19 protein-coding genes are annotated in these 22393 nt (G+C 59.2%); 12 read left to right on the top strand and 7 right to left on the bottom strand.

Annotated elements, in window-relative coordinates; all coding sequences use genetic code 11:
• Positions 1-10 precede the first annotated feature (10 nt).
• From PVA19_RS09375 to PVA19_RS09345, 7 genes are all read left to right on the top strand, one after another.
• Positions 11-1222 (top strand): pyrophosphate--fructose-6-phosphate 1-phosphotransferase, encoded by a 1212-nt coding sequence (locus PVA19_RS09375; protein ID WP_274102177.1) that lies wholly within the window; start codon positions 11-13, stop codon positions 1220-1222.
• 240 nt (positions 1223-1462) lie between these two features.
• On the top strand, positions 1463-2098 hold the full coding sequence (locus tag PVA19_RS09370) for a LysE family translocator (RefSeq protein ID WP_274102176.1): 636 nt from the start codon (positions 1463-1465) through the stop codon (positions 2096-2098).
• Between the two features lie 121 nt (positions 2099-2219).
• On the top strand, positions 2220-3332 hold the full coding sequence (locus PVA19_RS09365) for a lytic transglycosylase domain-containing protein (protein WP_274102175.1): 1113 nt from the start codon (positions 2220-2222) through the stop codon (positions 3330-3332).
• A gap of 205 nt (positions 3333-3537) precedes the next feature.
• Entirely contained in the window at positions 3538-4788 is a 1251-nt protein-coding gene (locus tag PVA19_RS09360) for a DUF3419 family protein (RefSeq protein WP_274102173.1), read from the top strand.
• A complete protein-coding gene (locus PVA19_RS09355) occupies positions 4785-5462 on the top strand; it encodes a class I SAM-dependent methyltransferase (RefSeq protein ID WP_274102172.1) in 678 nt (225 codons plus the stop codon). Before PVA19_RS09360 ends, PVA19_RS09355 begins: the two co-directional genes overlap by 4 nt.
• Before the next feature lie 156 nt (positions 5463-5618).
• Positions 5619-6410, top strand: coding sequence for a glycoside hydrolase family 25 protein (locus PVA19_RS09350; protein ID WP_153311914.1), 792 nt, complete (start codon positions 5619-5621; stop codon positions 6408-6410).
• Between the two features lie 237 nt (positions 6411-6647).
• Entirely contained in the window at positions 6648-7874 is a 1227-nt protein-coding gene (locus PVA19_RS09345; RefSeq protein WP_274102171.1) for a lytic murein transglycosylase, read from the top strand.
• A 423-nt stretch (positions 7875-8297) separates the two neighbouring features.
• On the opposite strand, the gene metF is transcribed toward PVA19_RS09345, so the two are convergent.
• Positions 8298-9194 (bottom strand): methylenetetrahydrofolate reductase [NAD(P)H], encoded by an 897-nt coding sequence (metF, locus tag PVA19_RS09340; RefSeq protein WP_062426501.1) that lies wholly within the window; start codon positions 9192-9194, stop codon positions 8298-8300.
• A gap of 1 nt (position 9195) precedes the next feature.
• Positions 9196-10209: an ArsR/SmtB family transcription factor gene (locus PVA19_RS09335; RefSeq protein ID WP_274102169.1), complete on the bottom strand. Its 1014-nt coding sequence runs from the start codon at positions 10207-10209 to the stop codon at positions 9196-9198.
• A gap of 298 nt (positions 10210-10507) precedes the next feature.
• On the opposite strand from PVA19_RS09335, the gene PVA19_RS09330 reads away from it, so the two are divergent.
• Entirely contained in the window at positions 10508-10978 is a 471-nt protein-coding gene (locus PVA19_RS09330) for a VOC family protein (RefSeq protein ID WP_274102168.1), read from the top strand.
• Between the two features lie 77 nt (positions 10979-11055).
• Here the strand turns inward: PVA19_RS09330 and PVA19_RS09325 are convergent, their stop codons facing one another.
• Together PVA19_RS09325 and ettA are read right to left on the bottom strand one after the other, a co-directional pair.
• A complete protein-coding gene (locus PVA19_RS09325) occupies positions 11056-13398 on the bottom strand; it encodes a methyl-accepting chemotaxis protein (RefSeq protein ID WP_274102167.1) in 2343 nt (780 codons plus the stop codon).
• Positions 13399-13612: 214 nt separating this feature from the next.
• Entirely contained in the window at positions 13613-15262 is a 1650-nt protein-coding gene (gene ettA / locus PVA19_RS09320; protein ID WP_274102165.1) for an energy-dependent translational throttle protein EttA, read from the bottom strand.
• A gap of 116 nt (positions 15263-15378) precedes the next feature.
• Here ettA and PVA19_RS09315 point away from each other — a divergent pair, with 116 nt between their 5' ends.
• From PVA19_RS09315 to PVA19_RS09300, 4 genes are all read left to right on the top strand, one after another.
• Entirely contained in the window at positions 15379-16344 is a 966-nt protein-coding gene (locus tag PVA19_RS09315) for an alpha/beta hydrolase (protein WP_274102277.1), read from the top strand.
• Positions 16345-16416: 72 nt separating this feature from the next.
• Entirely contained in the window at positions 16417-17622 is a 1206-nt protein-coding gene (locus PVA19_RS09310; protein WP_116492201.1) for a CaiB/BaiF CoA transferase family protein, read from the top strand.
• Entirely contained in the window at positions 17619-19283 is a 1665-nt protein-coding gene (locus PVA19_RS09305; protein WP_274102162.1) for a thiamine pyrophosphate-binding protein, read from the top strand. The genes PVA19_RS09310 and PVA19_RS09305 overlap by 4 nt, the downstream gene beginning before the upstream one ends.
• A gap of 495 nt (positions 19284-19778) precedes the next feature.
• The gene (locus PVA19_RS09300; protein ID WP_274102161.1) at positions 19779-20543 is read left to right on the top strand and encodes a HugZ family pyridoxamine 5'-phosphate oxidase; all 765 of its coding nucleotides are present in this window, start codon (positions 19779-19781) and stop codon (positions 20541-20543) included.
• Positions 20544-20647: 104 nt separating this feature from the next.
• Here PVA19_RS09300 and PVA19_RS09295 read toward each other — a convergent pair whose 3' ends face one another.
• From PVA19_RS09295 to PVA19_RS09285, 3 genes are all read right to left on the bottom strand, one after another.
• Positions 20648-20989 (bottom strand): RidA family protein, encoded by a 342-nt coding sequence (locus tag PVA19_RS09295; protein ID WP_062440491.1) that lies wholly within the window; start codon positions 20987-20989, stop codon positions 20648-20650.
• A 43-nt stretch (positions 20990-21032) separates the two neighbouring features.
• Positions 21033-21371 (bottom strand): TIGR01244 family sulfur transferase, encoded by a 339-nt coding sequence (locus PVA19_RS09290; RefSeq protein WP_062426491.1) that lies wholly within the window; start codon positions 21369-21371, stop codon positions 21033-21035.
• 112 nt (positions 21372-21483) lie between these two features.
• A complete protein-coding gene (locus PVA19_RS09285; RefSeq protein WP_274102160.1) occupies positions 21484-22332 on the bottom strand; it encodes an aldose 1-epimerase family protein in 849 nt (282 codons plus the stop codon).
• Positions 22333-22393: the final 61 nt, after the last annotated feature.

Genomic DNA, 22393 nt, shown 5'->3' with positions numbered 1-22393 from the left:
GAGAGCCCCAATGGCCAAACAGAAAGTCGCAATGTTGACCGCAGGCGGACTGGCGCCCTGCCTCTCGTCTGCCGTGGGCGGATTGATCGAGCGTTACACCGACATCGCTCCCGAAATCGACATCGTGGCCTACCGCTCCGGCTATCAGGGCATGCTTCTCGGCGACAGCGTCGCCATCACCAAAGAGATGCGTGAGAAGGCTCCCCTGCTGCATCGCTATGGCGGCTCTCCGATCGGCAACAGCCGCGTGAAGCTCACCAATGCGGCCGACTGCGCCAAGCGTGGACTGGTGAAGGAAGGCGAAAACCCATTGCAGGTTGCCGCCGATCGCCTCGCCAAGGATGGCGTCACCATTCTTCACACCATTGGCGGCGACGACACCAACACGACCGCGGCAGACCTTGCCGCCTATCTCGGCGCCAATGGCTATAACCTGACGGTCGTCGGTCTTCCCAAGACGGTTGATAATGACGTGGTCCCGATCAAGCAGTCGCTTGGCGCCTGGACGGCTGCCGAAGTCGGCGCAAATTTCTTCGACAATGTCGGCAATGAACAGAGTGCGGCGCCCAAGACCTTCGTCATTCACGAAGTCATGGGGCGTCACTGCGGCTGGCTCACGGCGGCCACCGCACGCGCCTACATCCAGAAGGTCAAGGGCAACGACTATGTCGAGGGCCTGCTGATGGGAGAAGAGTTGAAGCGCATCGACGGTCTTTACCTGCCGGAAATGGCCTTCGACATCCAGGCAGAAGCGGCCCGCCTGAAGAAAATCATGGAAAAGAACGGCTTCGTCACCCTCTTCGTCTCCGAAGGTGCAGGCCTCGATTCGATCGTGGCGGAGCGTGAAGCGGCCGGCGAAGCGGTCAAGCGCGATGCCTTCGGCCATGTGAAGATCGACACGATCAATGTCGGCGGCTGGTTCCAGAAGCAGTTTGCAAGCCTGATCGGCGCCGAGCGCACCATGGTACAGAAGTCCGGCTACTATGCACGGTCTGCCCCGGCCAATGGCGAAGACCTGCGCTTGATCCACAGCATGGTGGATCTGGCGGTCGAAAGCGCGCTGAACAAGGTGTCCGGCGTCACCGGTCATGATGAGGATCAGGGCGGCAAGCTGCGCACCATCGAGTTCCCGCGCATCAAGGGCGGCAAGCATTTCGATATCTCGACGCCTTGGTTCTCCGAGGTGATGGACCATATCGGCCAGCCCTTCAAAGCGGCGTAACAGTTCCAGTCTCCCTAAATAATTAGGAAGACGTGATTGACGTGATGCATCCATCGGCCCGGAAATCCGTTTTGGTTTCCGGGCCGATGCTTTATTCCCCCATGGTCTTCTCCTGGAGGAATGCGTGGCTTTCGCACAACGCAGCGCGGGAAAGCCCGCATTGTTCCAAACTCCATGTGACGAAGGCTTTATTATCGCCTCATCGCTTGGTAAAAAGATGTGAAGGGCAAGGAGGTCGTCATGTCCGCACAAGTCTGGCTGGTGTTCTGCACAGCCTGTGCCATTCTTTTTGCGCTGCCATCGCCAATTGCTTTCAAGGTTGCAAATTATGCAGCGGTGCGCGGCAAGCGCACCATGATCGCGTCGGTCAGCGGCGCGACGCTTGGCGTCATGACGACATTTTCCGCGGCGGCCATCGTGGTGGCTGGCGCGTCCTATGTGCCCTCGTCCTTTCTCGATGTCATCCAATGGGCTGGAATCGGCTGGTTGATGCTGTTCGGCCTGTGGACGATCGCAACGCCCGCCGCGCGCGAATCACAGGCGGAGAATGACAATCTGCGCGCCAGAACACTCGGCACCATATTTGTCGATTGCTTCGTCTTGGCGGCGCTGCGCCTACGCTACTTCGCCTTCTTCATCGCCTTCCTGTCGCAGTTCATCAATCGCTCCCGCGACGTGGTGGAAACATTGACGCAGATGCAGGCCGCGACCCTGGTCCTGTCCCTCCTCTGCCTCACTCTGCAGGCCACTTTTGCCCGCTCGACGATCGCCATGGTGCGTCGTGCATCGGTGACGAAAAAGGTCCGAAACAACCGCGGAACGCGCTTCATTACCGGTCGCGCCGTCTCCGCCGGCTACCGTCGCATCGCCGCCTGAAACACATCTGACGCCTCCCGTCTTGCCGGAATCCTTACGATAGGTTAATGATCCGCCCAGGAGACTGCGTGCTTCGTTTGATACGGGGGCATCAACAGGCAGGCAAAGTAGAGGCGGCAGCATGATATTTTCTGGCAATTTGCGCCGTAAATCGGCGTCACTTTTGTCGTCCACCATGGGCTTGACGCTGGCATTGGCAGGATGCACCAGCGTCGAATATTCAGCGAATTCCAACGTTCATTCCCCGAAGATTGCAGCCGCACCCGTCGCAGCGCCGGCAACGGCGGCAGGTACGGTAGCGCCCGGCACGCAAACGACGACCGAGGGCCATCAGCCCGGCACCGTAGCAGCGGCAGCGACCAACGCGCCGACAGCCGACGCGGCCTCCCCGGTTCAGGTCGCATCCAATTCCGCGACAACCCCTATGCCCTCCACGCCGGCCCTAAAGGGCGGTCGTGTCGCCCTTCCCCCGGCAGCAGAAATTGCAGCCGCAGCCGCAATCTCCGCACAGATGCAATCGCCGACCGGCACGCCACAAATGGCATCGGCTACAACGGCAGCATCGCTTGGCGCAACGCCAGTTGCCGCGACGGCAATGACGACCAATCACGCCGCCGGCCTTCAGGCCGCAGCAAACACCTCCGCCACCGCATCCCTGCCGCAGGTCGTAGCCGTCAAGGGCTCCTTCCCACCGGCCCCGCCACCACCCGGTACGCCATCGGCGGCCCCTGTGCAGTTGACGGAAGACATGGTGCGCGCGCAAACGATCGTGCCGCTGCCCAAGCCTGACAGCACCGTTCTCGCCTACGCTTCCGCCCCGCAGAACGCAGCATTGGCTGCGATCAGCACGCGCGAGGGGCTCAGCACCGGGCCGCAGCCCGTCGGTCGCGAGAAGCTCAGCGGTCTGATCTCCAAATACGCCACCATGTACAGCGTGCCTGAAGATCTGGTGCACCGCGTCGTCATGCGCGAAAGCCGCTACAATCCCGGCGCCTATAATCGTGGTCACTTTGGCCTGATGCAGATCAAGCATGCCACCGCCCGTTCCATGGGTTTCAGTGGCCCCGCCTCCGGTCTTTTCGATGCAGAGACAAATCTGCGCTATGCCGTCAAATATCTGAGCGGTGCGTGGAAGGTATCTGAGAACGATCGTGACGGCGCTGTGCGTCTTTATGCCCGCGGCTATTATTACGACGCCAAGCGCAAGAACATGCTCCACGTCCTGCGTCAGTAGCAGAACGCTCTATTCCCTCAACTCTCTATGATCTGACCTGCCCTTGAACAAAGGGCAGTCGAACGCCTTTTGGCGTCTGCGGCACTGCTCAGGGCAACCTTTTATCAACGCGCGCTAACGGAGTGACTGCCTCCATCTCCTCCCGTCATTAAACTGTTGCGTCCTGACGCTACACGCCTGTCACCCGAACGATAGGTGGAATCATATGACGAGTGCTGCCCCCAAAACCGGCTTCAGCAAGAATACCAAGCTCCAGGCCGCCCTTCTCCAGCACAAGGCGCTTTCAACGAGCGGCCTGTCGGAGCGGCTGTTTGGCATGCTGTTTTCCGGCCTCGTCTATCCGCAAATCTGGGAAGACCCGGATGTCGACATGCAGGCCATGGAGCTTTGCGAAGGTCATAGCATCGTGACCATCGGTTCGGGCGGCTGCAATGCGCTGGCCTACCTGTCGCAGAGCCCGAAAAGCATCGACGTCGTCGATCTCAACCCCCACCACATCGCTCTCAATCGGCTGAAGCTCGCGGCCTTCCGCCACCTGCCGAGCCATGGCGATGTCGTGCGCCAATTCGGCAAGGCCAATATTGGCTCCAATAGCGAAGGCTATGACCGCTTTATCGCCCCGAACCTCGATGCGCAGACGCGCGCTTATTGGTCGAAGCGCACGATTGCAGGACGCCGTCGCATCTCCGTTTTCGATCGCAACATCTACCGTACCGGACTGCTCGGCCGCTTCATCGGCGCCGGACACCTGCTGGCGCGCCTGCACGGCGTCAAGCTCCAGGACATTGCAAAGACCCGCTCGATAGAAGAGCAGCGCCGGTTCTTCGATGAGAAGGTGGGACCTCTCTTTGACAAGCCGATGATCCGCTGGCTGACCAAGCGCAAAAGCTCGCTCTTCGGCCTTGGCATTCCACCGCGCCAATATGACGAGCTTGCCAGCCTCTCGGACGGCAACACCATCGCGCCCGTCTTGCGCAGACGCTTGGAAAAGCTCGCCTGCGACTTCTCCCTGAAAGACAACTACTTTGCCTGGCAAGCCTTCGCCCGCCGCTACCCCGATGCCAGTGAAGGGACGCTACCGGATTATCTGAAACCCGAATATTACGACGCCATTCGCAAGAATGCCGATCGCGTCACCGTCCACCACGCCACCTTCACCGAGCTTCTGGCGTCCAAACCCGCCTCGTCGGTGGATCGCTATGTGCTGCTCGATGCGCAGGACTGGATGAGCGACGTGCAGATCAACGAGCTATGGGCCCAGATCAGCCGTACCGCGACACCCGACGCCCGCGTGATCTTCCGCACGGCGGCAGAAAAGAGTGTCATCGAAGGCCGCCTCTCTGCTGATATCCGCGCCCAATGGTCCTATCTCGAAGACCGCTCCCTTGAACTCAATGCTAAAGACCGGTCGGCCATCTATGGCGGCTTCCACATCTATCAGAGGGCATCGGCATGAAGAGCATCGGAGACAGCGTCGGCCTCGCAAACGCCCAGCATGCGACCCTGATGGACAGAATGTACCGCCATCAGCGGCACATCTACGACATTACCCGCAAATACTATCTGCTCGGACGTGACCGCACGATTGAACGTCTGGATATTCCCCATGGCGGCAGCCTTCTGGAGGTCGGCTGCGGCACAGGCCGCAATCTCCTGCTCGCCGCCCGTCATTTTCCGCTGGCCAAGCTCTACGGTCTCGATATCTCCGCCGAGATGCTGAGCACGGCGGCAGAGAACTTCTCGGGCAAGGTGGCGCGTCCAACGCTGCGCGTTTCTGACGCCACCACCTTCAGGCTGGGAGAGTTCGGTCGCAGCGAAGGGTTCGATCGCATCATGATCTCCTATGCGATCTCGATGATTCCCGAATGGGAAAAGGCCGTGGAACGTGCCCTCCTGTCGCTGGCACCGGGCGGATCGCTGCACATCGTCGATTTCGGCCAGCAGGAGCACCTGCCCGTCTGGTTCCGCAGCCTGCTGCAGGCGTGGCTGACGAAGTTCCACGTCACACCGCGTTCAAACCTCCGCTACGTACTGGAGACGCTTGCCGGAAGCCATAATGCATCCCTGGAGTTCGAGCCGCTCGCCCGCGGCTATGCGTGGCGTGCGGTGCTGACGATGCCGAAAATTTGAGAAAGCCGCCTCACCGCTCAGGAATGAATTCTTAATCCTTCCTCTTGTCATAACCGGTTGTTTACCCTGTTATGGTAAATACGGATTAACGATATGCCGCGTCGGCCAATGAGCCGGCGCGCGCAATCGGCGGGAACTCATTCAACTGGGAACATCATGCGGCGGCTCATTCCGGCTCTTCTTGGCACCTTGCTGGTCCTTAGTGGCTGCACCTCGACCAGTTACGATTTCCTCGAGACCGCCTCCGTCGCACGACCGAAGTTCAAGGATAACGATCCGCACGATTTCGGGCGCAACTCGCCGCACAGGCACGAGGTGCACGGCATCGACGTTTCCAAATGGAATGGCGAAATCGAGTGGGCGACCGTGCGCAAGTCCGGCGTATCCTTCGCCTTCATCAAGGCGACCGAAGGCACCGATCGTCTCGATTCCCGATTCGAAGAATACTGGCGCGGCGCGGCCGCAGCCGGTGTGCCGCACGCGCCCTACCACTTCTATTACTTCTGTGCGCCCGCCGATGCGCAGGCCGACTGGTTCATCCGCAACGTGCCGAAGGAATCGATGAAGCTGCCGCCGGTACTCGATGTGGAGTGGAACCCCGCCTCCCCGACCTGCAAGACGCGGCCGTCACCCGATGTGGTTCGCTCCGAAATCCAGCGCTTCCTTACCCGCATCGAAAACTACTACGGCAAGCGGCCGATCATCTATACCAGCGTCGATTTCCACCGGGACAATCTGGTCGGCCAGTTCAAGAACTATCATTTCTGGGTTCGTTCGGTCGCAGCTCATCCATCGGAAATCTATCCGCAGCGCCAATGGGCTTTCTGGCAATATACCGGCACGGGCGTCATTCCGGGCATCAGCACCCCGACCGACATCAACGTCTTCTCCGGAAGCGAGAAGAACTGGCGCACATGGGTCGCGTCTGCCTCCAACGCCCGCAGCTGACGACGAACGAAACGCCAGACCGCCGTGGATAGCGGGTTCAGTTGCCACAAAAGCGTATACCACTTCTGCGCGACCTGCTTTGGACTTGCTTTTTGAGCCAATACAGGCAGATGTGCGACGAAATAATCGCAGGGGCGACGAAACAAAACCTCTGCGATTGTCTTTCACGATCTTGCCCATGCTTCCGCCACAAAGGGAAGGAAACCAGTGGGCCAATCGCACATTTGAGGAATTCTGATGTTCAGCTTCTCGCAACGCAGCCTGGTTCTTGCTGCCACTCTTTTTGCCTTGTCCTGCGGTTCCGCGCTCGCCGTGACCCCAACCGTCTCCCCCGATGACCCGAAGCAGGTTCCCTGCGGTGGCGATCTGCCGACCTTCCTCAAGGGCGTGAAGGACGAAGCCATCGGTAAGGGCGTATCGGCAGAAGCTGTCGACAAGGCGCTCGCCGGTGCCCAGATCGACCAGAAGGTTCTTTCGCGCGACCGCGCTCAGGGCGTCTTCCGCCAGACCTTCCTCGAATTCTCGCAGCGCACCGTCAGCCAGGGCCGTCTGGACATGGGCCGCAAGAAGCTTCAGGAATATTCCTCCACCTTCAAGCGCGCCGAGGACGAGTTCGGTGTGCCCGCTGGCGTCATCGCCGCCTTCTGGGCGATGGAAACCGATTTCGGCGCCGTACAGGGCGATTTCAACACCCGCAATGCCTTGGTCACACTGTCGCATGATTGCCGCCGTCCGGAGCTCTTCCGTCCGCAGCTGATCGCACTCACCGAAATGGTCCAGCATGGCGATCTTGACCCTGCGACCAACACGGGTGCATGGGCAGGCGAAATCGGCCAGGTGCAGATGCTGCCGAAGGACATTATTGCATTCGGCGTCGATGGTGATGGCGATGGCCACGTCAACGTCAAGGGTAGCTCGCCGGACGCGATCCTGACGGCTGCGAAATTCATCCAGCACCTCGGCTTTAAGAAGGGCGAGCCCTGGATCCAGGAGGTTTCGGTACCGGAAAACCTGCCGTGGGAAAAATCCGGCCTTGGCGGCACCATGACCGCTGGTGACTGGTTCAACCTTGGCGTTACGCCGCGCGACGGCGACAAGAAGTTCGCCAATCTCCAGGCAGCGCTCATCATGCCGCAGGGCCGCAAGGGACCGACCTTCCTCACCTACCCGAACTTCAACATCTATCTCGAGTGGAACCAGTCGTTTATCTACACGACCTCTGCGGCCTATTTTGCCACACGTCTGATGGGCGCTCCGGTCTACAACAAAGGCAACCCGGATCCCGGCCTCAACGATGCCGAGATGAAGGAACTGCAGACGAAGCTGGATGCCAAGACGCATGATGTCGGCAAGATCGATGGCATTCTCGGCTCCGGTACTCGCATCGCCGTTCAGCGCGAACAGCAGCGTCTGGGCCTCCCCGCCGATGGCTGGCCGACCCGCGAGCTCCTCGACAAGCTTTAATGATCTGAGACGATCGGATTCGATGAAAATGGCCGGGGGAAACCTCGGCCATTTACTTTTTTTACGGTCGGAATAACGAAATCTTCACCGTGTAATATAAGTTGTTTTTCAATGGATTGCTGCCGCAATTTCACCCAGAAGCGGCCTGTTTGGTGTGCAGCGCATCATAAAAAGCGCTTTTCAAAAGACACAAAAGGGTCATAATGCTTACTGTCAACGAACAGGAGGCAGAGCATGGGACTTACAAATTCTCTTAATGCCTTGGCAGTCGGCGTGGCGTTTGCGTTTGTCGGATTGATGCTTTTCATCTGACGAAGCGTTGGGGTTTAGGACGCCCGGCCGCAAGTTGATCCTCATAAGCCATTAAAAAAGCGCAGGTTTTTCTACCTGCGCTTTTTTTATTTTGATTTGATCGCGGCTCAATCAGGCGGCAGATTTGCGCGCTGGCCGGAAGCCGACATTCTCTAGAACGGCATTGACCAGTGGTGCGCGGTTCATCGTGTAGAGATGGAATTCGTTAACGCCGCGACGCTGCAGATCAAAGATCTGCTCGGCAGCAACATCGGCGGCAACCTTGGCACGACCGACCGGATCATCATCATAACCGGCAAAGCGCTCGTCGAGAAAAGCTGGAATGCTGGTGCCGCAGCGACCGGCAAAACGCTTCAACTGCGTAAGGTTCTGGATCGGCATGATGCCCGGCACGACCGGTATTTTGATACCGGCTTTGGTGACGCGCTCCATGTAACGTTCGAAGATATCATTGTCGAAGAAGAATTGCGTCAGCGCCCGGGTTGCACCGTTATCCGCCTTGAGCTTCAGCATCTCGATATCGACGGCATTGCTTTCGCTCTCCGGATGCTTTTCCGGATAGGAGGACACCGAAATCTCGAAGTCGCCCAGTTCCTTCAAGCCGCGCACAAGGGCAGCGGCGTTCTCGTACCCTTCCGGGTGCGGCTTGTAGGCCGTACCGATTCCCGTCGCAGGATCACCGCGAAGCGCAACGAAATGCTTGACGCCCACATTGCGTAGCTCTTCCACAACCTCGTGTGTCTCGCGCTTGCTGGCATCCACGCAGGTCAGGTGCGATGCCGTCGACAAGCCTGCCACCGAGATCATCCGGCGCACTGCTTCCAGCGTCGGCGCCTTTGTGGTGCCCCCTGCCCCATAGGTCACGGATACGAAGTCCGGGTTCCAGCGCGACAGGTCTTCCACCGTTTCCCAAAGCTGCACATCCATATCAGGGCTCTTCGGCGGGAAGAACTCGAAGGAGAGCTTGAAGTCGCTGGAAGGGTTGCGGTCGATCTCTGTCTTGGTCATGTCATGCCCTCCCGGCGGAAACGAATTGAGGCTCTGCGGATTGATCCCCGGCAATCAGCAGGCGCGGGTCGCGTGCAACCCAGATGGTGACGTCCAGCGACTGGGCGGATGCCTTGCCGGAATGCAAGTCCACCGACTTTTCCGGCGAGAGACCGGCCTTCTTCAGCCACTCTTCCATGGTCTGGTTTGAGAAGCCCAGGCGAACATGCGCGTGCTCTTCTCGCAGATATTCCAGCGAATGGGGCGCCAGATCAATGATCACCAGACGGCCATTGGGGCGCAGCATCCGCGCCGCCTCGGCAATCGCCATTTCCGGATGATCGAGAAAATGCAAAACCTGGTGGACGACGACCAGATCGAAATCCTGGCCTTCGAGCGGCAGGTTGAGAATATCGCCGTGACGCACGGAGGCATGTGCCACACCCACCTTGTCCAGATTGGAGCGTGCAACTGCCAGCATGTCGCGGCTGGCATCGATGCCGATGGCGCGACGATAAATGCCGCTGAGAAGCTGCAGGATACGGCCAGTGCCCGTACCGAGATCGAGCATCGAATCAACCGGTGTCGTACCGATGAGCTTCAGAAGTGCCGCATCGACGGCCTCATCGCTGACATGCAGGCGGCGAAGCTCGTCCCAGGCAGAGGCGTTACGGCTGAAATATTCCTGCGCGCGCGTTGCGCGCACGCGCTTGACGGCCGCAAGTCGCTCATTGTCCCGCGACAAAACGGCATCGGCAGAAGACGCAAGCGACAGCAACTGCTTGACGAGTTCGGCAGACTTGCCATCCTGCTTCAGGCGGAAGTAAGCCCAGGCACCTTCCTGATAGCGGTCGATCAGATCTTCCTCGGCCAGAAGCTTGAGATGACGCGAGATACGCGGCTGCGACTGACCGAGAATTTCGGTGAGGTCGGTCACCGTCAAGTCACCGGCAGACAGCAGCGCCAGCAAGCGAAAGCGCGTCGGCTCCCCCGCTGCCTTCAACAGATCCACCAGATTATCCAACCCGAGCGCCAAAGCCGCAACCTCATCCAATCAACATATAAAGATATCTTTATACGATTAGCAAAGAGATGCAAGACTGGACTTGCATCCAGACTCGAAAACCAGTGGAGGAGAGCAAGCACCAAATGTTCCGTCCACGACCGGACACCTCTTGGCCGGCCACCAAGGATTTCTCCCACCAAGATCAGCGGCTTTCCGCCACTGGAAATATCTGCAAAGAATGCCTTGACCTCAACTATGGTTGAGGTCGTACCAACGCGAGCAACTCAAAAAGCAGCCTCGAAGCAGGCGCATAACCAGGAGTACGCTCATGATTTCCCTCAAAGGTCTCTACGAAACCCATTTCACCGTTTCAAACCTTGATCGATCCATCGATTTCTACCGCGATGTCGTCGGATTGGAGCTGGCGCATGTCATACCCGAAAGGAATGTAGCGTTCTTCTGGGTTGCAGGCCGCGAGACCTCTATGCTGGGTCTATGGTCCATACACAGTTCTCCACTGCGAAACCGGCTGCACATCGCTTTCCAAACAAGCCTTGAGCAATTGCTGAAGTCTTCCGACTATCTGCGCTCCAAGGACATCACTCCAAGAGACGGTGCTGGATCGGAGATCGAAGAGCCCATCATCTTTCCCTGGATGCCGGCTGCCAGCGTCTACTTTGATGATCCCGATGGCCACTCGCTGGAGTATATCGCGCTCCTGCCAGATCAGCCTCGCAGAGACATACCCGGGACGCTAACCTTCTCCAAGTGGAAGCAAATTGCTGCTGGTCAATCCTAAAGCAGAGACCGCTCCACAAAAAAAGAGAGGCGGAATGATCTCCCGCCTCTCTCATTATCCTAGAACGCGAGCCGCTTTCAGAACTCGGTCCACTCATTTGCCGCGACGGCTGCGTTGCCATGCGTCATCGGCGCCGAGCGCATGCGAGCAGCTTGTGGCTGCGGCGCCGGTCGTGAAGATGCTGCGTGACGCATCGTTTCGCCCATGCCGCGCAATTGGCTTGCGGCGTGGCCAAGCTCGAACTGCGAGAGAAGCTCCTTAAGCTTGATGCTTTCCTGCGCAAGTGCGGCACCAGACGCACTCATCTCCTCCACCATCGCGGCGTTCTGCTGGGTAGCCTGATCCATGTGGTTGACGGCGTGATTGACTTCGGCCAGCCCCACAGACTGCTCTTGCGCGGCAGTGGCGATGGCGTCCATGTGGATATTGACCGACTGTACGAGCTCGGCAATTTGCGAAAGACCCGAACCGGTATCGCTGACGAGGCGAACGCCTTCGCTGACCGCGATGGCGGAGTTGCTGATCAGCTGCTTGATCTCCTTGGCCGCACTGGCGGAGCGTTGCGCCAATTCGCGCACTTCCTGCGCGACGACCGCAAAGCCCTTACCCGCTTCGCCAGCGCGTGCCGCTTCGACACCGGCGTTCAACGCCAGAAGGTTCGTCTGGAACGCGATCTCGTCGATGACGCTGATGATCTGGCCGATCTGCTTCGAAGACCCTTCGATCCGCTCCATCGCAGCAACGGCGTTGCCGACGACCTCACCGGAATGATCGGCCTTCTTTCGGGCCTCGAGCACCACGTCGCGGGCTTCATTCGTGCGTCTGGATGTCGCCGTCACATTCGCCGTGATCTCTTCGAGCGCAGCAGCCGTCTCCTCTAGAGAAGCAGCCTGTTGTTCCGTACGCTTGGAAAGATCGTCGGACGCGTCCGATATCTCCCTGGAGCCGCCGGTGACCGTATCGACAGAGCCCCCGACGCTTACCAGGGCTTCGCGCAACTGGCGGACCGAGGTGTTGAAATCGTGGCGCAGTCCCTCGAACTGTGCAGCGAGAGGCTCATTGACTTCGCAAAGCATGTCTCCCGCCGCAAGGCGTTTCATGGCCGAAGCGAAGGTGCCGGTGGCCTGCACCAGTCGTGCTTCGGCCTCTTCTTCCGCCTGCCGGTGCATTGCCACGCGCTCGTTCTCCGAACGAACACGATTGGCTTCGGCCTCTGCTTCCAACTGCTTGTTACGGATCGCAGCTTCGCGGAAGACCGCCACGGAGCTCGCCATGCCGCCGATCTCGTCGTTGCGGCTCGCACCGTCGATCGTAACGGAAAGATCGCCGTCAGCAAGCTGGCGCATGCTGCGGGTCAGGGCAGAGACTGGCTTCGTCACACGGTTGACGACGATGACCATACCAGCGACGCCGATCGCCACGGCAGCGACGAGAAGCACCAAGTAGAAGATAAGGGACTGCAGATAGGCTGCTTCATGCGCCATCGCGACGCGGTTCAGTTCGTCCATGGCAAGCGAAGCGACCGAGGCAATCGTGCCCAGCGCAGCCGTGACCTTCGGGCGCCATTCGTCGATGGAGACGCCGCCAGGCTCACCGGCCTTCAGCTTGCTGACGATTGCGGAACGCCAGCCAGCAAAATCACCCTTGAAATATCCATTGTCGGCCTTGACCAACTCATCCTTCAAGGTCTGAGCAACATCGGGATGATTGATCAGGACGCGAACGGACTTCCAGGCGAAATCGACACCTGCATCCGCCGATGTGACACTGATTACCTCGGCCGGGTTCAAACCACGATTGGCAGCGATCGCGCCGTTCATCACCACCGTACCGGTACCACCCAGGGCACGCGCGGCCCACGCCTGGGCACGGATCTGGATCAACGCGACCGAGCTTGGATCGAGATTGCGCATCTCACCTTCGATTGCCAGCGAGGACGCCTCAAGCGAATTGAGGAATTCCGTACCCAGATCGAGCGTTACCTTGTCGAGGCCCTTTTCCCGTTGCTCCAGTTCAAGCGTGAGGGCCTCGTCAATCTTCTTTCGATGGGCAACGAGCCTATCATACATGGAGCGAGTGGTCGCCATGGCGCTACCGATTTCTGGCGTTGCCACGGTTTCGCTACCAGCCAATGCTTGAGAGATCGCGGCATCGACCTTAGCCCGCGCCTTCTGAACGGATTCGTAGGATGTGGCGCCCGCGGCGCGCGACATCGTCAAAGCAGTCGCACTATCGCCGCGCTCGCTGCGAAAGTTCAACAGAACGTTGAATAGCGCGCGATCGAGGTCTGCCAACTCGTTGACCGACTGGCTGACCTTATATTGCGAGTATGCCGAATAGGTCAAAGAACCGACGATGCCGCAGAGCATAATGCTCACAAGCAAAAAGGCACCGACAAGAATATTCCTGATAGAAAACATGGGTCCCTCAAAAAGCGGAGCCGCACGATTTGGAAAATCTTGACCGCGCGGGAAAGGTTGATGCTGTGCTTTCCCAACCTAAGCGAGTGCGGCATAAAATTTGGTAAACCCGGGTCGAGTTTCGTGATGACGGCAACAAAGAGTTGCAAATCAATAGAAAAAAGGCACCGGCTTTCGCCGATGCCTCGTCCTCATTGCTGAGCGGCAACCGATCTTAACGCGTCAGGCGCTTGTACGCCTGGCTGCCGGGGTTCAGCGCATCCGGACCGAGACGGCGGACCTTGTCCTGCTCGTAATCTTCGAAGTTGCCTTCGAACCACTCCACATGACCGTCGCCTTCAAAAGCGAGGATGTGCGTGGCCAGACGGTCGAGGAACATGCGATCGTGGCTGATGATGATGGCGCAGCCGGCGAACGCTTCCAGCGCGCTTTCCAGCGCACCCAGCGTTTCGGTATCGAGGTCGTTGGTCGGTTCGTCGAGGAGAAGAACGTTGCCGCCGGCCTTCAGCATCTTGGCAAGGTGAACGCGGTTGCGCTGACCACCGGAGAGATTGCCGACCTTCTGCTGCTGATCGCCGCCCTTGAAGTTGAAGGCGCCGCAATAGGCTCTGCTGTTCATGTCGAACTTGCCGAGCTTGATGATTTCCGCGCCGCCGGAAATTTCTTCCCAGACGGTCTTGTCGGCATCGAGAGCATCGCGGCTCTGGTCGACATAGCCGAGATGAACCGTTTCACCAATGCGGATCGAACCGGCATCCGGCTTTTCCTGGCCGGTGATCATCTTGAAGAGCGTCGACTTACCGGCACCGTTCGGGCCGATGATGCCGACGATGCCACCTGGCGGCAGCTTGATCGACAAATCGTTGATCAGCGTGCGGCCTTCGAAGCCCTTCTTGACACCTTCGAGTTCGACGACGACCTGACCGAGACGTTCGGAAACAGGAATGATGATCTGCGCATCGCCGGGACGAATGTTCTCGGCCGCATCGACCAGCTGTTCGTAGGCCTTGATACGCGCCTTGGACTTCGCCTGACGGGCCTTCGGGCTGGATGCAATCCACTCCTGTTCGCGCGACAGCGACTTCTGGCGACCGGCTTCTTCACGCGCTTCCTGCTGCATGCGCTTGGCCTTGGCCATCAGGTATGCGGAGTAGTTGCCTTCGTAAGGAATGCCGCGGCCACGGTCGAGCTCGAGGATCCAGCCCGTGACGTTATCGAGGAAGTAGCGATCGTGGGTGATCATCATGACGGCGCCGGGATAGTCGCGCAGATGCTTTTCGAGCCAGGCGATCGTTTCAGCGTCGAGGTGGTTGGTCGGTTCGTCGAGCAGCAGCAGGTCCGGCTGCGACAGCAGCAGACGGCAAAGGGCGATACGACGACGCTCACCACCCGAAAGAACAGTCACGTCGGAATCCTTAGGCGGGCAGCGCAGCGCTTCCATCGCCATTTCGACCTGCTGTTCAAGGTCCCACAGGTTCTGGCTGTCGATGATGTCCTGGAGCTTGGCGCCTTCATCGGCGGTCTCGTCGGAATAGTTCATCATCAATTCGTTGTAGCGGTCGAGCACGGCCTGCTTGTCGGCAACGCCTTCCATGACGTTTTCGAAGGCGTTCTTGTTGGGATCGAGCTTCGGCTCCTGTTCCAGATAGCCGACAGTCGCGCCTTCGGCCAGCCACGCTTCGCCCGTGAATTCCTTGTCCTGACCGGCAATGATGCGCAGAACGGTGGACTTACCGGCACCGTTGGGCCCGAGAATACCGATCTTGGCATCCGGGTAGAAGGAGAGGTTCACGTTCTCGAGAATCTTCTTCGCGCCATAGGACTTGTTCAGCCCGGACATGTGATAGATGAATTGGCGTGCCATTGTAGCGAATGCTCCGCGTCGGATGTGAAAATTCGGATTGGGAAATTTGCCGCTATGTAAGGTAAACGGGGCTGAGGAGCAACCTCTTGGCCAATAATAAGCAAGTGGAAGAGCGCATGGGCGACGATCTGATGTTCGGCAAAATCGAGCGGCTGGAAAGCTCATCCGGCGCCACGCTCGCCTATCGCCATGAACCTGCCAGAGGCGAACCGCAAGGTGTTCTGATGATCTGCCACGGGCTTGTCGATCATGCCGGGCGTTATCGCCACTTCGCCGATTTCATGGCCGATCACGGCTTCGAGGTCTATGCGCATGACCATCGCGGCCATGGCCGCACGCGCTCGGCGGACGCACCGATCGGGCGCTTCGCTTCCAGGGACGGACTCTACAAGGTCGTCGAGGACGTCATCGCCATGCGCGATCTGGTCGAGCAACGCCATCCAGGCCTCCCCGTCATTCTCTTCGGTCACTCCATGGGCGGACTGATCGCACTCAACACCGCCGTCAGCCACCCGGATCGTTTTGACGCACTCTCCATCTGGAACTCCAACCTCAACACCGGCGTGATGGGGCGCCTCGCGCAAGCTGTTCTGCGCATCGAAAAAATGCTGAAGGGCTCCGACGTGCCGTCCGCCGTTCTGCCAAAAGCCACCTTCCGCATCTGGAATGCGCGCATGCCGGAAAAGCGCACCACAGCCGACTGGCTGAGCCACGACAAGGCGGCCGTCGATGCCTATGTCGGCGATCCGCTCTGCCAGTTCGAGGCCAGTGTTTCGCTGTGGCAGGATGTCTTCGAAATGTCCTACCGCGGCCCGAAACTGATCCAGCGCTTGTCCAAGCAGCTTCCGATCCTGCTCGTCAGTGGTGACCAGGACGCCGCGACCAATGACGGCCGAGAAATCCGCTGGCTGGCGGAGAAATTCCGCAATGCCGGCTTCTCGGATGTGGAAGACAAGATCTACACGGGCATGCGCCACGAGACGCTGAATGAGATCGGCTGGGAAAAGCCTGCTGCGGATTTCGCGGCCTGGGCTGCAAGAGTGACCACGGGCAAGAACAGCGTCGTTTCCCAAACGGAATAAGGCCATGAGATAAATTCACATGCGCGCCTCAACCCGCCCGTCTATAAGGCTCGGGAAAGCGCAAGGTAACTCATGGTCGAACCGTCATCCTCGAAAGAGCCGCCCCTAAAGGGCATTCGTGTCATCGAACTTGCCCGCGTTCTGGCAGGCCCATGGGCGGGCCAGATGCTTGCCGATATGGGTGCCGATGTCATCAAGGTGGAAAGCCCGGATGGTGGCGACGATACCCGCGCCTGGGGACCGCCCTTCGTCGAAAGCCAGGATGGCGACAACCTCTCGGCCGCCTATTACCACTCGACCAATCGCGGCAAACGCTCCATCACTGTAGACCTCAAGACCGAGGAAGGCCGCCAGATCGTGCGGCGCCTGGTCAAGACCGCCGACGTAGTGATCGAGAACTTCAAACGCGGCGGGTTGGAGAAATATGGCCTGGATTACCAGAGCCTTCGCGCACTGAACCCGAAGCTGATCTACTGCTCCATTACCGGTTTCGGCCAGACGGGACCATATGCGGATTTTGCCGGTTACGATTACATCGTCCAGGGCATGTCCGGCTTCATGTCGATCACTGGCGAACCGGACGGCCAGCCGATGAAGGCGGGCGTGGCCGTTGCCGATATCTTCACCGGCATCTATTCCGTCACCGCCATTCAGGCAGCCCTGATCCACACCCTCAGAACCGGCCAGGGTCAGCACATCGATATGGCGCTGCTGGACGTGCAGTCCGCCGTGCTCGCCAATCAGAACATGAACTACCTGATCTCGAGCAAGCCGCCCGTCAGGCTCGGCAATGCGCACCCGAACATCTCCCCCTATGAGGTGGTGCCGACAGCCGATGGCTTCCTCATTCTTGCCGTCGGCAATGACGGTCAGTTCAAGCGCCTCTGCAAGATCCTCGGCATCGAGGCGATTGCCGATGACGAGCGCTACGCCACCAACAAAGCGCGCGTGGCGCACAAGCTGGACGTCCGGCAGATCGTTTCCACCGAGACGCTGAAATGGATGAAGCGGGATCTTCTGACCGCCTGCGAAAGCAATGCGGTTCCGGCAGGCCCGATAAACTCCATTGAGGAAATGTTTGCCGATCCGCAGGTTCAGGCACGCGGTCTTCGCATCGATCTGGAAGCCGCCGATGGCACGGTCATCCCCGGCGTCCGCACGCCGATCGTGCTCTCGGAAACGCCGCTGCGCTACACCCGTCCAAGCCCGCGCCTTGGAGAACATCAGGCCGAAGTTCTGGCCGAACTGGACGATATCGAAAGGAACATCGCGCAATGACGACTTTGGGAAAAAGAACCGGCGGGCAGCTGATTGTCGAGGCGCTGAAAGCCAATGGCGTATCGCGCGTCTCCTGCGTGCCAGGCGAAAGCTATCTGGCGGTTCTGGATGCGCTTTATGAAAGCGGCATCGAGACCGTCGTCTGCCGCCAGGAAGGCGGCGCCGCGATGATGGCCGACACCTGGGGCCGCCTGACCGGCGAACCCGGCATCTGCATGGTCACACGCGGTCCAGGCGCCACCAATGCGTCCGCCGGCCTGCACGTCGCAAGACAGGATTCGATCCCGATGATCCTCTTCGTCGGCCAGGTGCAGCGCGACGCACGCGAGCGCGAAGCCTTCCAGGAAGTCGAATATCGCCGCGCCTTCACCGAATTCGCCAAATGGGTCGGCGAGATCGACGATGCACGCCGTATCCCCGAATTCGTCACACGCGCCTTTGCGGTTGCAACATCCGGCCGCCCCGGCCCAGTCGTGCTGACACTGCCCGAAGATATGCTGGTGGAAGAGGTCGAAGCGCCCGAAGCCAAAGCATACACGCCGGTCGAAAACCATCCCGGCCGCAAGCAGATGGAGAAGTTCACTGAACTGCTCGCAAACGCCAAGCGCCCGATGTTCATCCTCGGCGGCACGCGTTGGTCGGAAGAGGCCGTCACCTTATTCAAGCACTTCGCCGAAGGCCTGAAGGTGCCGGTCGGCTGCTCCTTCCGCCGCCAGATGCTCTTCGATCACACGAGCGCCTCCTATGCGGGCGATGTGGGCATCGGCATCAATCCGGCGCTGTCGAAGGAGATCAAGGAGTCCGATCTCATCGTGCTTGTCGGCGCCCGCATGTCGGAAATGCCGTCCTCCGGCTACACCATGCTGGACATCCCCTACCCGTCGCAGACGCTGGTCCATGTCTTCCCAGAGGCCGAGGAGCTTGGCCGCATCTATCGCCCGGATCTCGCCATCTGCGCCGCGCCGGAGGACTTCGTCGAAGCTCTGGCAGAGCTCAAAATGGATGCAAACCCAGCCTGGGAAGAACGCACTTCTGCCATGCACGAGGCCTATCTGAAATGGTCCACACCCCCCAAGACCGGTCCCGGCAACGTGCAGATGGGGCCGATCATGGACTGGATCGAGGCCAATGTGCCGGAGGATGCGATCTTCACCAATGGCGCCGGCAACTACGCCACATGGGTCCACCGCTTCCACCGCTTCCGCCGCTTCAACACGCAAGCCGCGCCCACCTCCGGCTCCATGGGCTATGGCCTGCCCGCAGCCGTTGCGGCAAAACACCTCTTCCCGGAACGAGAAGTCATCTGCTTTGCGGGTGATGGCTGCTTCATGATGCATGGGCAGGAATTCATCACCGCCGTGCGCTACGGCCTGCCGATCATCACTGTGCTCGTCAACAACGGCACCTATGGCACGATCCGTATGCACCAGGAGCGGGAATATCCCGGCCGAGTCAGCGCCACCGATCTCGTCAACCCGGACTTCGTCGCCTATGCCCAAGCCTTCGGCGGACATGGGGAGTTGGTGGAAAAGACCGAAGACTTTGGTCCTGCCTTCGAACGCGCACGCGCCAGCGGCAAAGCGGCCATCATCGAGATCAAGCTCGACGCAGAAGCCATTACCCCTGCCCGCACGCTGACGCAGATCAGGAACAAGAGCTGAGGACAATATCTTTCGTCGGGATCGAAACATTGGTCGCGTTGCAAGAAGATCAGCGCGACCACTGGTCCTGAATGAAAAGCAATGCGATCGTAGCTGGTACAATGACAAAGCTGCAGCAATAGATCCAGTAGGCCGTCAGCGCCCACCGATCTCCGTTTTGGGAATGCTTCCGCAGCATGCTGGCCACCCGATGGTAACCACGGAACCCTCCGAACCACCTCGGCATAGCCTCACCAGGTGCACCTTCTTTGCGACCAAGTTTCCGCGCGTAGAAAAACGGCATTAAACCCGCAAGTGCATTTAGAGCTAAGAGAGTTGCAACCCAGGTTGGCATGTCCTTCACCACTTGAACGTATTGCGCATTTTGCGGGTAGTGCCTCTTATCATTCGCTTCGCTTCTTGCGTATGATCGGGGAATGCAAATTGTGCAGAGAGTGCATAAGAATTTAAGACTGGTCCAACGTAGGACACAAGCACAGGACGTCACGGACTGCCATGCACAACAGCAAAATCCCGGTCATCACACCCCGCAATGCCAAGATCGAAGCTTCGGCCGGTGCTCCCTTCGAAGCCATCCGGGTGGCACGCGATGTGCTGCTGACATCCCGAACCTGCGGTCTGGCAACTCTCGATCCCGCAAGCGGCTACCCCTACAATACCGCCACCAACATCGCCGTCGAGCCGGATGGAACGCCGTTCTTCTTCGCCGCGCGCCTGGCGCTTCATGCGCGAAACATCGAGGCTGATCCCCGCATCTCGCTGGTGCTTGCTCCCTTTAACAAGGGCGACGCCCTTACCTTGCCTCGTCTGACATTGGTCGGCCGGGCCGAACTGATGAGCGACGCGGAAACACCACTTGCCAAGGCGCGCTATATCGCACGCTACCCAAAGGCCAAGCTCTACCTCGGTTTACCGGACACCCAGCTTTACCGGATGAGGATTGACGGCGTGCAAATCAATGGCGGCCCTGCGCGCAACGCCAGCAACATCACCGCCGACAACCTGCGCACGGATTTGACCGGCGCAGACAGTTTGATCGCTGCGGTCGACCACGAGATAGCCCACATCAACGCGATCAAGGGCGAAGCCTCAAGGCTCGCCGTCATGGCCGGTAGGAAGCCCGGGGCATGGAAGGTCACCTCGATCGATCCTGACGGCGTCAATCTGGCCTCGTCACAGGATCTGGCAAGACTGTGGTTTGCCGAGCGGGTCACCGACTTGAATCAACTTGCCAAGGCACTGACTCAATCTGCGAAGTGATACAGCTAAGAGATTCGGATGAAACGTTTTTTTCGTTTCCCACGCTCTCACCCAACAAAAAAGCCGGCCCTAAGGACCGGCTTTCAAAACACTATCGCTGATGATCAGATCGCGGCGGTGACGATGAACTCGACCTTATAGTCCGGCGTTGCAAGGGCTGCTTCGCTGGTGGCGCGCGCCGGTGGGTTGGCCGGGTCGATCCAGCCTTCCCAGACGGCGTTCATCTCACCGAATGTGGACATATCAGAGAGGTAGATGATCGTCTGCAGGATCTTCGACTTGTCGGAGCCGGCCAGAGCCAGCAGGCGATCGACTTCAGCCAAAGCAGACTTGCTCTGTTCGGTCACGGAGGTGCCCTCGCCGACCTGGCCTGCGAGGTAGACGGTGTTGCCGTGAACGACGGCACCGCTCATGCGCTTGCCGGGTTCGATACGCTTGATGCTCATGGAAATACTCCTGTTTGGTAGGCTCTAGATAAACGGCGCAGGATCAACCGCGCAGATGATGGGTCTTTTCGTAAATAGCGGTGGAGCGCGCACCCGAACGGCAATAGCCGAGCATCGGGCGCTGCAATTCGTCCAGCGCATCCACCATGCCGCTAACCGCATCCGGATCGACTCCGAAGCGACCAACCGGCACATGCATGATCGTCAGGCCGAGCTCTTCAGCCCGTTCGGCGATATCGGCAAAACGCGGCTGGCCTTCTTCCTCGTCATCGGGACGGTGACAAACGATGGATTTGAAACCGAGCGCCTTCACCTCATCGAGATCGGCCACGCTGATTTGGCCGGTTACGGAGTAATCGTCATCGATGCGTCTGATATCCATCTTCTATCCTCCGAAGGTGACGGCATTGCGGGACCCAAAGCCCCGCCATTTCGCAAAATCCGTATCCGATGTAAGGGGTTGAGCCGGATGCGTCAATGACAGGCTTTTTCAATTAAACAGCCGTTGAGAGAATAGAAAAGCGCAAACCATAGCTGCGGCTTTCACCCGGCTGCAACATATTGAACTCGCCTGCTCTTTCCAACTCGGCCCGGTCCACCCAGCGATGTGAGACCGGCTCTATGCCAAGCACATTGGCCGGCGCCTTCTGGTTTCGCCACATCTGCAGATAGGGGAGTGTGTCGGTCCGAAACGAGACTTTCAGGCGCCGCCCACCAATGGATGCCATCGGCCCAAGTGTTAGCGTCGCCCAGCCATTTTCTCCCTGCGCCGGCACACAAAAGACGCTGCCCGGCTCGTCTCCGAAGCGCCAACCGAAGCCACCGCCGTCAAAAGACGCGCCCTCAAGCCGCACCGCATCGTCAAACAGCTTCGCCGCAACGTTCATGTGATACATGAGGAATGTCGGACGAGCATGATCGCTGGTGTTGGTCACCCGGTCCTCAAGGCTCACCTCACCGCTTGCACCATCGATTCGCCAGACCCGCTCCAGGAGCGCTGTCCCGCCCTCTGCGAGCGAGACAGGAACCTGCGCCGCCGCTTCGGCATTACCATCCGATACGGACCAGCGCGTGATCTCGGCCGGATGAGAGGAGAAGGAGCCATGCAGGGGGAACTTTCGCCCGCTCGCATCACCCGGAATGAGCTGCGGATGACGAATATGGTCTGGACCACAGGTGAACAAAAACCCTTCGAGCGAATGATCGATACGCGGGTCGCCATCGTCTGGAATGGCGCGCTCGGGCGCGATGTTCACACCATCGACGATGCAGGGGCCGATATCGAGAACGGAGGTCTCGTCAAGGAAAATCGACGGCGACTTTCCGGCTTTGAACTCTTTCATCAGCGGCTTCTCCCACGCATGTCTATGACGCCTTCGAATGAGGCTTGTCCCGCGCGAATAC

The organism is Agrobacterium sp. CNPSo 3708 (genome assembly GCF_028674915.1).
GTDB classification, from domain to species: Bacteria; Pseudomonadota; Alphaproteobacteria; order Rhizobiales; family Rhizobiaceae; genus Agrobacterium; species Agrobacterium cavarae.
Note: the sequence above shows the minus strand (reverse complement) of the source record. Positions and strands in the feature narration are given on the sequence as shown.

Excerpts from the sequence above, each read along its gene's own strand:
- PVA19_RS09375 (WP_274102177.1), top strand. The coding sequence starts at position 11 with ATGGCCAAACAGAAAGTCGCAATGTTGACCGCAGGCGGACTGGCGCCC.
- PVA19_RS09370 (WP_274102176.1), top strand. The coding sequence starts at position 1,463 with ATGTCCGCACAAGTCTGGCTGGTGTTCTGCACAGCCTGTGCCATTCTT.
- PVA19_RS09365 (WP_274102175.1), top strand. The coding sequence starts at position 2,220 with ATGATATTTTCTGGCAATTTGCGCCGTAAATCGGCGTCACTTTTGTCG.
- PVA19_RS09360 (WP_274102173.1), top strand. The coding sequence starts at position 3,538 with ATGACGAGTGCTGCCCCCAAAACCGGCTTCAGCAAGAATACCAAGCTC.
- PVA19_RS09355 (WP_274102172.1), top strand. The coding sequence starts at position 4,785 with ATGAAGAGCATCGGAGACAGCGTCGGCCTCGCAAACGCCCAGCATGCG.
- PVA19_RS09350 (WP_153311914.1), top strand. The coding sequence starts at position 5,619 with ATGCGGCGGCTCATTCCGGCTCTTCTTGGCACCTTGCTGGTCCTTAGT.
- PVA19_RS09345 (WP_274102171.1), top strand. The coding sequence starts at position 6,648 with ATGTTCAGCTTCTCGCAACGCAGCCTGGTTCTTGCTGCCACTCTTTTT.
- metF (WP_062426501.1), bottom strand. The coding sequence starts at position 9,194 with ATGACCAAGACAGAGATCGACCGCAACCCTTCCAGCGACTTCAAGCTC.
- PVA19_RS09330 (WP_274102168.1), top strand. The coding sequence starts at position 10,508 with ATGATTTCCCTCAAAGGTCTCTACGAAACCCATTTCACCGTTTCAAAC.
- PVA19_RS09325 (WP_274102167.1), bottom strand. The coding sequence starts at position 13,398 with ATGTTTTCTATCAGGAATATTCTTGTCGGTGCCTTTTTGCTTGTGAGC.
- ettA (WP_274102165.1), bottom strand. The coding sequence starts at position 15,262 with ATGGCACGCCAATTCATCTATCACATGTCCGGGCTGAACAAGTCCTAT.
- PVA19_RS09315 (WP_274102277.1), top strand. The coding sequence starts at position 15,379 with ATGGGCGACGATCTGATGTTCGGCAAAATCGAGCGGCTGGAAAGCTCA.
- PVA19_RS09310 (WP_116492201.1), top strand. The coding sequence starts at position 16,417 with ATGGTCGAACCGTCATCCTCGAAAGAGCCGCCCCTAAAGGGCATTCGT.
- PVA19_RS09305 (WP_274102162.1), top strand. The coding sequence starts at position 17,619 with ATGACGACTTTGGGAAAAAGAACCGGCGGGCAGCTGATTGTCGAGGCG.
- PVA19_RS09300 (WP_274102161.1), top strand. The coding sequence starts at position 19,779 with ATGCACAACAGCAAAATCCCGGTCATCACACCCCGCAATGCCAAGATC.
- PVA19_RS09295 (WP_062440491.1), bottom strand. The coding sequence starts at position 20,989 with ATGAGCATCAAGCGTATCGAACCCGGCAAGCGCATGAGCGGTGCCGTC.
- PVA19_RS09290 (WP_062426491.1), bottom strand. The coding sequence starts at position 21,371 with ATGGATATCAGACGCATCGATGACGATTACTCCGTAACCGGCCAAATC.
- PVA19_RS09285 (WP_274102160.1), bottom strand. The coding sequence starts at position 22,332 with ATGAAAGAGTTCAAAGCCGGAAAGTCGCCGTCGATTTTCCTTGACGAG.